Annotated in this window: 8 protein-coding genes; 1 reads left to right on the top strand and 7 read right to left on the bottom strand. The window is 62.2% G+C overall.

All coding sequences use genetic code 11. From position 1 onward, the window contains the following. Positions 1-227: 227 nt before the first annotated feature. The 5 genes from ACJWXQ_RS08800 to ACJWXQ_RS08780 form a co-directional block, all read right to left on the bottom strand. Entirely contained in the window at positions 228-1,226 is a 999-nt protein-coding gene (locus ACJWXQ_RS08800) for a hypothetical protein (protein ID WP_406672611.1), read from the bottom strand. A gap of 13 nt (positions 1,227-1,239) precedes the next feature. Continuing rightward, positions 1,240-1,929 carry an ABC transporter ATP-binding protein gene (locus tag ACJWXQ_RS08795; RefSeq protein WP_406672610.1) on the bottom strand — a complete coding sequence of 230 codons (690 nt, stop codon included), beginning with the start codon at positions 1,927-1,929 and terminating at the stop codon, positions 1,240-1,242. Positions 1,930-1,951: 22 nt separating this feature from the next. After that, the gene (locus tag ACJWXQ_RS08790; RefSeq protein WP_406672609.1) at positions 1,952-3,193 is read right to left on the bottom strand and encodes an efflux RND transporter periplasmic adaptor subunit; all 1,242 of its coding nucleotides are present in this window, start codon (positions 3,191-3,193) and stop codon (positions 1,952-1,954) included. Between the two features lie 126 nt (positions 3,194-3,319). Beyond that, positions 3,320-5,668 carry an ABC transporter permease gene (locus ACJWXQ_RS08785; protein ID WP_406672608.1) on the bottom strand — a complete coding sequence of 783 codons (2,349 nt, stop codon included), beginning with the start codon at positions 5,666-5,668 and terminating at the stop codon, positions 3,320-3,322. Between the two features lie 83 nt (positions 5,669-5,751). Then, positions 5,752-6,324, bottom strand: a complete 573-nt coding sequence (locus ACJWXQ_RS08780) for a hypothetical protein (RefSeq protein WP_346053453.1) — start codon at positions 6,322-6,324, stop codon at positions 5,752-5,754. A gap of 572 nt (positions 6,325-6,896) precedes the next feature. Here ACJWXQ_RS08780 and lnt point away from each other — a divergent pair. Beyond that, the gene (lnt, locus tag ACJWXQ_RS08775; protein WP_406672607.1) at positions 6,897-8,549 is read left to right on the top strand and encodes an apolipoprotein N-acyltransferase; all 1,653 of its coding nucleotides are present in this window, start codon (positions 6,897-6,899) and stop codon (positions 8,547-8,549) included. Here lnt and lptE read toward each other — a convergent pair. Next, positions 8,495-9,004, bottom strand: a complete 510-nt coding sequence (lptE, locus tag ACJWXQ_RS08770) for an LPS assembly lipoprotein LptE (protein ID WP_346052106.1) — start codon at positions 9,002-9,004, stop codon at positions 8,495-8,497. The genes lnt and lptE overlap by 55 nt on opposite strands. Before the next feature lie 181 nt (positions 9,005-9,185). Further along, the coding region (gene leuS / locus ACJWXQ_RS08765) for a leucine--tRNA ligase (protein ID WP_406672606.1) at positions 9,186-11,662 on the bottom strand (2,477 nt) is incomplete at its 5' end.

Genomic DNA, 11,662 nt, shown 5'->3' with positions numbered 1-11,662 from the left:
GTCCTCCACCCCGGGCAGGCTGCGAAAGCTGAGATCGCTGTAGAGACTGAAAAAGGCGGTGGCAAAGGCAATGGCCACGCCCAGGGTGAGAATGGCGAGGGCCGATTGAAAGGGGGTGCCGCTGTATACCCGCCAGGTGTGGCGCAGATCATCTTTGAGTCCGATCATCCTATCCCTTTTTCATCCTTGCGTGACTGGTGCGCTCAAGCAACAAGCTGTCCGGGCTATCAACGAACCCCTTGGCGTTCAGACAAGGTGCATTGAAGCTTCTCGGGCACCGAAATCGGCTCCAGTGCCATCCCGCTCCAAATGCCGTTTGCCTCGGTGATTTCATACTGGAAGGATTCACCCCCGTCGGGCGTGACGGTCATGATGGCCGGATCCTCTCCGGCTTCGCGCCATCTGCCGGTCCACTCCTCGAGGGTGGTCAAGCGGTCATCGGAGGTCCATTGGTCCAGGGTCATTTCGAAGTTGCCATCCGGGTAGAGGTACAGGCCCACTTCCCTATCCCCGCAGCTGCTGGTGGTGAACACCCACATGCGATCGACATCGGCCAGGGTCATGGTGCGCCCGCTGCCGTCCCGGCCCAATGCGCCGAACCCTGCCTCATCCAGTACCGCAGACAATGCCGTCATGCTCAAGGGCCCATCAAACGCCGACAGTTTTTCCGCCAGTTGCTTTTCAAGCAGGCCAGTGGAGCGGCAACGGCGCATCCGGCCCGAGCCTTCAATGCGATTGGGCACCTTGGCCATGGCCTCGCTATCGATGGAAAAACGCCATCCCTGGAACCAGGGATTGGTCAGGTGATAGGCCAGCGCCAGCGGCACACTGTCCTCGTCGCCGCGCTCAAGGGTGAGGATGATGTCCAGATAACCGCCCTCCCCCTGGGTGAAGAACAGGGCATAGGGGCCGTCACTGCCCTGATCAATGCGCATATCGAGATGATGGGCGTTATGCAGTTCGCCACAATCAATCCAGCTGACAATGTGCTCGGGATCCTGGGTTCGCCAACGCAGACGAAGCCGGTCCGGCTCTTCAGTGACCAGGACTGCATCGAGCTCATCCGCCAACATCCCGCCCCCATTGACCAGGGATTCGCCCTGCCAGGGAAAATGATCCAGCGCCACGGCGGGCGGTTCTTCGGTGGGTGGAAGATAGACCGGCGCGCCGGCGCAGGCGGCAAGCCCAACCGGCACAAGAAGACAAAAGGCAATACGCATACGCATCAACACAAACCCCTCAAGCCGCCTGGGCTTCGGCGATGCGTCCGTCGAGCATGGGCAGGCGGCGGGCGGCCTGGGAGGCGTAGCGGGGGTCATGGGTCACCATGACGATGGTGGCGCCATGGGCGTGCAGCTCATCGAGCATGCGCATGACCGCCTCGCCGTTCTCGCTGTCGAGATTCCCGGTGGGCTCGTCCGCCAGCAGCAGCGAGGGGCTGCCCACCAGGGCGCGGGCCACGGCCACTCGCTGCTGCTGACCGCCGGAAAGCTGGCCGGGGAAATGCCCGGCACGGTGCTCCATGTTCACCCGCTTGAGGGATTCCATCACCTTTTCCTTGCGCTCTTTGGCCGACACGCCCTTGCGGTAGGTCAGCGGCAGGCCGACGTTATCGGCCACGCTCATCTCGGGGATAAGGTTGAAGCTCTGGAAGATGAATCCGATCTCCTGGTTGCGCAGCCGGGCGCGCTCCTCGGCATCGATCTCATGCACCGGCACCCCGGCCAGTTCATAGCTGCCGGCGGTGGGTGTGTCCAGCAGGCCCAGGATGGACAGCAGGGTGGACTTGCCACAGCCCGACGGTCCTTCCAGGGCGAGGAAGTCGCCCCGGTTCACGGTCAGATCAATGCCGGCCAGGGCGTGGGTTTCCACTTCCTCGGTCAGATAAACGCGGGTCACGCCCTGCATGCGGATCAGTTCATTGCTCATCGTCTGTTCCCTTCTTGCTGGATCACTGCACCCGCAGACGCGGGTGGTCGCTCCAATTGCTCATGTCGGTCAGAATCACCTGATCGCCCGGGGCCAGGCCGTTCAGTACCTGGATCTCGGTGTTGGAAGCCTGGCCGAAGCGGACCTCCCGGCGCTCGGCCTCGCTGCCCCGCAGCACGAACACGGTGGCGGTGGTGTCCGGATCGGCCCAGGGCGGGCGCGGCATATACAAGGTGTCGTCCAGGCGGGCCACTTCGATCCGGGCATTGCTGGTGAGATCCGGGCGCAGGCCCTCGGGCCGGTTACCGGGCAGGGTGACATCCACCTCCACGCGGCGATCGCGCACGGTGGGATCAATGCGCTCGATCTCGCCACTCAGGGTCTCGCCGCCCACGTCGAGACGCACCGACATGCCCACGAGCAGCTCCCCGGCGCGACGCTCCGGGACCCGCAAGCGGGCAATCAACTGCTCCGGGTTGACGATGCGCGCCACCGCCTCGCCCGAGCTCAGGCGCTGGCCTTCTTCCACATTGACCTCCTGCACCACCCCGGCGAATCCGGCACGCACCTGGAGCGCGGCCACGCGTTTTTCCAGCTGCTCCACCTCGGAGTCGAGCTCGGACAGCCGGGCCGCGGTGGCCTCTTCTCGCGCGTCACGCAGCTCGTCGAAGCGGTCCAGGCGGGACTGCTCGGCCTGGAATCGGCGCTTGAGGGCTTCCACCCGAAAACGGGTCCGCTGGACTTCCAGCTCGGAGACCACCTGGTCCACCTGCAGTTCTTCCAGGGCTTCGAGTTCCATGCGCTCGCCCAGGTATTCGGCATCGGCATTGGCCACCGTGGCTTCGAGCTGCAGCAGTTCATTGGCCGTCTCCACCCGCTCCCGGGCGGCATCGGCGCGCGCCGCCTCCAGCTGCCAGCGAGCACGGGCGAGCTCATCGAGCAATTCCGGGCTGGACATCTCGATCAAGACGGTATCCCGCTCGGCTTCGGCCCCCGGCAGCACGTGAATCTGCTCCACCACACCGTCACTGCGATTGGTCACGGCCCGAATCTCCGGCGCCACCAGCTGGCCGGTGGCGCTGACCTCGGCGATCAGCTCCCCCTGCAGGACGGAACCGGTCCAGATATCCGACTGGGCCACTGCCGGTGGTCGCGCCGACAGCCAGAAGGCGAGTACCACAAGGACAAAAAAGCCCAGGCCGCCCCCGGCCCAGGCGATCATGCGGCGGCGCTGCCGGCCACCAGTATCCCGTCTAATATCCAAGCATTCCCCCTTATTGCGTTCCATCGTCCAGACAAGCTGGGACAAGCATGCCGGAAATCAGCCCACCCGGTACAGACCCCGGAACAAATTTCGGCACAAACTGAGAGGCCGGGCCAGACAGGAGGTTCACTCGTCGCGCAGATACTTTCCGGGTTCGGTATGTGAAGCCTGGCGGGCCGGGCCACGGCTGGCCAGCCACAGGGCCAACGCCAGCCCGGTAATGGCGACCAGTATTGCCGGCCACTGAGACAGGCCAGCTATGTCTAGGCGCCCCCCTACCAGCGACAGACCGATAGCGGCGAGGAGGAAAGCGAAAACCAAGCCGGGAAAGCCCAGTACCAGACCGCGCCACATCACCTGGCGACGGAGTTGGCGCGGGCCAGCACCCAGGGCGGCGCGCAGCGCAAATTCGAAGCGCCCATTTTCAACCATGTAACGCAAGATACCGAAAAAGCCAAGCAGTGCGATAGCACCGACTACCGAAGCGGCCGCCGTGCTGACGACCACACGTGCCCGGTCTGGAGCCAGTAGCGCGTCGTATTCACCCTGCAGGGCGTAGCGCTCGGTGACATGTAGGGGCGGCGTAAAATCAGCCAGCACAGTACCAATCGCCTCAGCTAAGCTGTCCTGCGACAGTTCCCCCCGCACCAGAACATCGGCGGCGAAATCCATCACACCAAGGGTGTTCAGCATCACCACAGCTCGTTCGGGTTCAGCGGGATGGCCGAAACTGAGGTCATCTATTACCGCCGCCACCCGGGAAGGGTCACCACCACGTAAATGCCGAGGTGGCTGTAGCCATTTGCCTACAACATCGATATCGCCCCAGGCTTGCAGGGCAAACTGGCGATTAACCACCACGGCCAGCTCATCGTCGGATTCCGGTAGTGAGCCTCGCAGGACTCGAACATCCAGGACTCGAAGCCAATCAGCACGGCCCACCAGGGCTGCGGCCTGAACTGTTTCCTTTTGACCGTTTTCCGGTCGGAAGGGCTGCTGTTCAGGGTGTGCACGAGTAGGCACGGCATTTTGGAATCCGACAGCGTCCACACCCTCCAGAGCGAGCAGGCGCTCGCGTATCTGTCGGTGCAGGTTGGGGGCCTCGCGGAAATCGGGTCGGAATGGACCGTCAACATCGGGCTGCAGCACGAAAACCTGGACTCCCTCCGGCTTGTAGCCAGGCCCCTGGACCAGCAACTGGGCGAGTGCCATGGCGAGGAAGGCAGCCACGGCGATGACCAAACCGGCAACCCCTACCTGGACGACAGCCAACAGACGCTGGCCGACCCGAATTCGTGTCACGCAGGGGCGACTGCGTTCCAGAATTGTGCGCCGCCGCAAGTCCATCACCGGTGCAAGTGCCACGACGGCAGCGAGCAACGCGATCAATCCCATTGCGAATAGCAGGGTGCGGGTGTCGATCAGGGCCCCGTCCCAGTGATCGACGTCGATAGTGGGTATGGTCTTCAGGCCCGTCACAAGCCAAAGGCTCAAGAGAAGACCAAGCAAGCCACCAGCGACTACCAGTAACGAGGCCTCTACAAACATCTGGCCGAGTAACCGACAGTGAGTAGCACCAAGCGCCATACGAATTGCCATCTCACGCTGGCGCTTCGGTGCGCGGGCAAGAAAGAAAAGGCTCAGATTGGCTGCGGCTATCACTGCAAGCAGAACGGCACTCAGGGCAAACAACTCAAGCTGGCGCTCGGCCATCTGCTGGTGTGCCGGGTCCCGGCTCAGTGTCGACGATACCGCTAGACGCATGCCGCCCAAGTCCTCTTTGGCAGCGGCGGGCAGTCTTTCCTGCAAGCTGCTCAGGTTCTCCCTGAGTGCACCAAGCGAGGTGCCCTTAGCAATCCGTCCGAATAAAATCAGGGGGAGCCGTTCTATTAGGGGCGCTGGTACTGCGGCGACCACATTCTGCCAGGTCTGATGAGGCACCCAGATATCGGTCGGAGCGTCACGGTGCACGCCTCGGAAACCGGCAGCCGTGACGCCCACAACCCTAAAACGCTCGCCCTGGATAGTGATGCTCTCGCCCAGCGGAGAGTCAAGATCGCCGAAGACCTGGTCTCGGAGTCGGTAGCTGATCACCACCACCCGCGCGGACTCGCCATGGTCACTGGCATCCAGGATGCGACCTTCGACCAGCCGCACGCCGACAACCTGAAAGAAGCCCTCGCTTACCAGACCAATATCCAGGTGGCGTTGCTCCTCTCGCAGACGCGCTTCCTGTCGAAGGTAGCTGACCCCCGCCACGCCAGTTAGGCCAATGCTGCTTTCCCGGAGATGGGATTGCAGTCGCCCGTTTAGCGGCTCAAATCGCTCGCCATCAGTGCGGCCCACACTCACCACCCGCTCGGCGTTACTCACACCGGGTGGTGTATCCAAGAGCAGACTGCTATATAGACCGACCAGCGCTACGGCGAGTGCTACCGCCACAGCAATCACAAACAAGGTGGTAAGGCTCTGCAAGGGTGTCCTGGCATAGAGCCGAACGGCGTGAATTGCATCACCAACCAATGCGTTTGTGAGGCCTCGGATCAAAATATGGCCGCTCAGTCAGGTGCCTGCCAAGTCCCCCGGTCACCGGGTAGCGCAATGCTGATCCAAAATTGATTGGCCTCCGGAATTCGATTTACCAGTCGAGCGACAGCCTCGCGCCGCTCCAAGACTTTGTCCCGATAGAGTTCGGGATCTGGACCGTCAAACAAGTCAAAGGCGAACACCAAAAAATCGTCAAGCGACTCGGTGTCGAAACTATAGAGGTCGGCAAGGCTGGACAGGCTGACAGCCTTGTCACAGCGATCCCATTGCCTTGGCAAAAATTCAGCGGATTCCGCATCCAGCAGCTCGACTTCTCGGGCACTGAGAAAGCGTTCATCCTCGACGGAATAGACCTGGACGCTCGGAACATAGAGGTCACAGTTCATTTCGGCAACATAAAGCGCCTGGACCTGCGCAAAGGTGTCGGGCTCGATCAACTGCCAACCTTCGGGAACATCATCTGCCCAGGCATCAAGCGCTACCAATGCCAACACCGGAAGGAGAAGGAATTGAATTCTGTTAGGCATGGTCACATACTCCAGGATACGTCTTTCGCGTAAACGGTGATGGGACCTGATGTCCATGCCCCACCACCATCCAAAGCCGTTACGAAATCATTCAACTCGTAATCTTTCCTATCAACACGAACAGTTATTGGCAGAGTTGCAAATACGGACTTCCCCTTCAATCTCAACGAGACAATGCAAGTCCCCTCCAAAAAAACTACACACGATCACATCACATGCTGCTGCCACCTGGGGAGCGAGCGCCAGAAAAAGGCCGGTTACGGTAACAATCAATGCCAGTATTATCGTCTGGTTCGGTTTCAGCATTGCAGTCTCTTCAATATTTCTGCATTTCGTCCAGAACCTCCCTAATGCGTGCCGCACCAACGTGCTTCGTAACCACCGGATGCTGTGTGAGTGCCAGCCCAAGGCTTATCCCCGCACAGCATCAAGAACCGATACGACACCCTTTAATCGATAACAGGACAATCGCACAAAAACTGTGATATATGCCACAAAACTTGCATTCTTTTCTGCTGAAATTATGAGCGCGTGCATCTGGCGGCAGTCCAATGATCAGCTTCTCGATGCTTAATCAGGGCTCTCGGGCATGACATAATTGCCGCTTTGCGCGGCGGACGGGACCAATTGTGATCACGCAGCTACTGGAATGGGCACGACAACCACGGCATGAATCACTTCTGAGTGTGGTAGCGGGGGTCTTGCTGGTGGGGGCCTTTGCGCCTTTCGGCATCTGGCCGCTGGCCCTGGTGGCCCTGGCCGGGGCCTTCTGGCTGTGGCGGGGGCATGGGCCGCGGCGGGCCTTCTGGCTGGGCTGGCTGTTTGGCCTGGGCAGCTTCGGGGCCGGGACCTACTGGCTGTATGTGAGCCTGCATGTCTTCGGCGGGGTGCCGCTGGCGCTGGCGATTGTGCTGATGGCGGCCCTGGTCTGCTTTCTCTCCCTCTACCCGGCCGTGATTGCCGCGCTGGCGGCAAAGTTCGCGCCCGCGGCCGGCTGGCGGCGGGAGCTTCTGCTGTTGCCGGCCCTGTGGGGCTTTGGCGAGTGGTTCCGAGGCTGGTTCTTGACCGGCTTTCCCTGGCTGTCGGTGGGCTACAGCCAGATCGACGGCCCCCTGGCGGGGCTAGCGCCGGTGGTGGGCATCTATGGACTGGGCTTTTTGCTCGCCCTGACGGCGGGGCTGATCATCCGCTTTTTCGATCTCCATCACCGGGCACGGCTGCCCATGGCCGCCGCTGTGCTCGCCCTGGGTCTTGTCGGCTTCCTGGCCGGCAAGGTCCAGTGGACCGAAGCCGTGGGTGAACCGGCCCGGGCCGCCCTGCTTCAGGGCAGCGTGCCCCAGGACCGCAAGTGGGACCCGGCCGAGCGGGAGCCCACCATCCGCCTGTACGAGAACCTGACCCAGGCCCATTGGGACGAGGCTGATGTCATCATCTGGCCGGAGGCGGCCCTGCCGGTGCTGTACCACCAGGTAAGAAACTCGGTGATCGAACCCCTGCGGGCGGAAGCGGCTGACCGAAACACCGAGCTGCTGATGGGCATTCTCAGTCGCGAAGGAGATGTCTTTTACAACAACATCTACCAGCTGCACGAGGGCGGGCGCTTTTACCGCAAGCACCAACTGGTGCCCTTCGGGGAATTCTTCCCGGTGCCGGATTTCGTGCGCAACTGGATGCGGATGATGAACCTGCCCTACTCGGATTTCGAGCGAGGCGGTCTGGACCAGGAGCCCCTGACCATCGGCGGCCATCCGGTGGGGGCCTCCATCTGCTATGAAGATGTCTTTCCCCGGGTCATTCGACCACCGCTGCCGGAGGCCACCCTGCTGGTCAATGTCAGTAACGATGCCTGGTTTGGTGAGTCCATCGCCCCCCATCAGCATCTTGAGATCGCCCGCATGCGTAGTCTCGAAAGCGGCCGCGAGATGCTCCGGGCCACCAACACCGGTGTTTCGGCCATCATTGATCACCAGGGCCGGGTGCGGGAGCGCCTGCCCCAGTTCGAGACCGATGCCCTGGTGGGGGAATTCCAGCACCGGGAAGGGGCAACACCGTTTGTGCTGACCGGCAACTGGATCAATGTGCCGGTGTTCTTGCTGTTGATTGGCTTGGGGGTTTGGCTTGGGAGGGTTAGGGGTAAGGGGCAATCCTTCTGCTGTAGGAGCGGATTCATCCGCGATAGGGGCTCGGTCAAAGCCTTGATCGCGGATGAATCCGCTCCTACGACTGCCTACTCCCGCGCATCCGCGCGGGCCAGCGCTTCGATGCGCAGGACCACGGACTGAACGATTTCCTCTTCCAGGGAGCGGGCGACGCGGCGGGTTTCCTGGGAGATGCCAAGGGGGTCTTCGGCGTCGGTGCTGATGTCGCGGTTGAGGACCATGCGCTGGCGTTCCACCAGGGTGTTGCCGTCCCGATCTCGGACGTCGAACTCGATGTGGTAAATGACCCGCAGTTCTTCGGGGCGGCCACGGAGGTTGACCGAGAGCACTTCCCGGCTCGAACCCGACTCCAGGACCCGCAGGATGGCGGTGGCCTCCTCCCGGTCCCAGCTGACTCTTGAATCACCACTGTCGAGCAGGCGGCGGAGCTCCCGCGCCAGGGGGCCGTGGGGATCACCGCTGTCGATATAGATGACCGCCATCTCTTCCGGCAACTGAGGCGCACCGCGCAACTGCCAGCCACAGGCGGTGAGGGCCAGGCTCAGAGCCAGGAGGCAGATTGTCAGGGTCTTTTGCACGGTGTCAGTCTCGTTCGAAAGATGTAGCAGCCCGGGTTGCATACCGCCGTAGGAGCGGATTCATCCGCGATCATGGCTTCGGCCGCCCCCTATCGCGGATGAATCCACTCCTACGGTGGGGCCACACCCTCTTGGGTTATTTCTCTCTGCGCTCTTGGCGCCCTCTGCGCGAGGCCGCTCTTCACACGACAATATTCACCAGCTTGCCGGGCACGACGATGACCTTGCGCAGGTCTTTGCCCTCGGTATGGCGCTGGACGTTGTCGTCGGCCAGGGCCATGTCCTGGATGGCCTGCTTGTCGGCATCGGCAGGGACCTGGATGCGGGCGCGGAGTTTGCCGTTGACCTGCACGGCGATCTCGAGCTCGTCTTTCTCGAGTGCGTCCGGATCGTGCTTGGGCCAGGCCGCGTCCACCACCATGCCCTCGTGGCCCAGGTCTTCCCAGAGCTGCTGAGTGATATGGGGGACGATGGGCGAGAGAACCAGCACGGCCGATTCCAGGGCCTCGTGCACCACGGCGCGGCCCTGCTCCGATCCGTCCTTGAAGCGGGCCACGGCGTTCATCAGTTCCATCACCGCGGCGATGGCGGTGTTGAAGGTATAGCGGCGCCCGATGTCATCGTCCGCCTTGGCCAGCATTTCATGGGTCTGGCGGCGAAGGTCTTTCTGGGCCCCATTGAGGGCCGAAACATCCAACGTGGGGGCCGGTCCGGCAGCCACATGTTCCTGCACGGAGCGCCAGAAACGTTTCAGAAAGCGTTGCGCGCCTTCCACCCCGGCATCGGACCATTCCAGGCTCTGTTCGGGCGGCGCGGCAAACATGGAAAACAGACGGGCGGTATCGGCACCGTACTGATCCACCATGGCCTGGGGATCCACACCGTTGTTCTTTGACTTGGACATCTTCTCGACGCCGCCGATTTCCACCGGCTGACCGTCCTGCTTGAGTCGCGCAGCAGTCACCCGACCCTTGTCGTCGCGCTCCACTTCCACATCGGCGGGATTGAACCACTGCTTGCGGCCGCCCTCGCCTTGCCGATAGAAGGTCTCGGCCACCACCATGCCCTGGGTGAGGAGATTGGCGAAGGGCTCATTGCCCTCCACCAGGCCCATGTCGCGCATGGCCTTGTGGAAGAAGCGGGCGTAGAGCAGGTGCATGACGGCGTGTTCCACGCCGCCGATGTACTGGTCCACCGGCAGCCAGTACTTGGCGCGCTCGTCCAGCATGCTGCTGTCGGCATCCGGGCTGGCGAAGCGGGCGTAGTACCAGGAGGACTCGAAGAAGGTATCGAAGGTGTCGGTTTCACGCTCGGCCTTGCCACCACACTGGGGACAGGTGGTTTCATGGAACTCGGGCATTTTCTTGAGCGGCGAGCCGGAGCCGTCAAATTCCACCTCTTCCGGCAGCACCACCGGCAGGTCCTTTTCCGGGACCGGCACCGCGCCGCAGTCGGAGCAGTTGATCACCGGGATGGGCGCGCCCCAATAACGCTGACGGGAGATGCCCCAGTCACGCAGGCGGTAATTGACTTGGCGGCGACCCAGGCCCTTGGCCTCCAGCCAGTCGGCGATTTTGTCGAAAGCCTGTTCGGAAGTGAGACCGTCATAGTCGCCGGAATTGACCAGCACGCCGTAGTCGGTGAAGGCCTCGGCCTGGATATCGATCTGCTCACCACTGCTGGGGGCAATGACCTGGCGGATGGGCAGATCATACTTCTGGGCGAACAGGTGATCACGCTCGTCATGGCCGGGCACGGCCATGAGGGCGCCGGTGCCGTAACCCATGAGCACGAAGTTGGCCGCGAACACGGGGATCTCGTCACCGGTGACCGGATGAAGGGCCTTGATGCCCAGATCCATGCCCCGCTTCTCCATGGTTTCCATGGCGGCCTCGGAGACCTGGGCCTTGCGGCACTCCTCAATGAAGTCGGCCAGTCCGGGGTTGTTTTGGGCCGCGGCCTGGGCCATGGGATGCTCGGCAGCCACCGCCATGTAGGTGGCCCCCATCAGGGTGTCGGGGCGCGTAGTGTATACAGTGAGCTGCTCGTCACTGTCCTTGATCTGAAAGCTCAGCTCGACGCCCTCGGAACGGCCGATCCAGTTGCGCTGCATGGTGCGCACCGCTTCCGGCCAGCCGTCGCCCAGGGTCTCGTCCAGATCCTTGAGAAGCTCGTCGGCATAGGCGGTGGTCTTCACGAACCACTGGGGAATCTCGCGACGCTCCACCGGCGCGCCGGAGCGCCAGCCCTTGCCATCCACCACCTGTTCATTGGCGAGCACGGTCTGATCCACCGGGTCCCAGTTGACCACGGCGTTCTTTTTATAGACCAGGCCTTTTTCCAAAAGCCTGGTGAAGAACCACTGTTCCCAGCGATAGTAGTCGGGATCGCAGGTGGCGAACTCCCGTGACCAATCGAAACCGAAACCCAGGGTCTTGAACTGCTCGCGCATGGCGGTGATGTTCTTCCGCGTCCAACGCGCGGGGGGCACCTGACGTTCAATCGCCGCGTTCTCCGCCGGCAGGCCGAAGGCATCCCAGCCCATGGGCTGAAGCACATTCTTGCCGCGCATGCGCTGGGAGCGGCTGATCACATCCCCGATGGTGTAGTTGCGAACGTGGCCCATGTGCAGGCGGCCGCTGGGATAGGGAAACATGC

Source organism: Natronospira sp. (genome assembly GCF_007134575.1).
Taxonomy (GTDB): Bacteria; Pseudomonadota; Gammaproteobacteria; order Natronospirales; family Natronospiraceae; genus Natronospira; species Natronospira elongata.
Note: the sequence above shows the minus strand (reverse complement) of the source record. Positions and strands in the feature narration are given on the sequence as shown.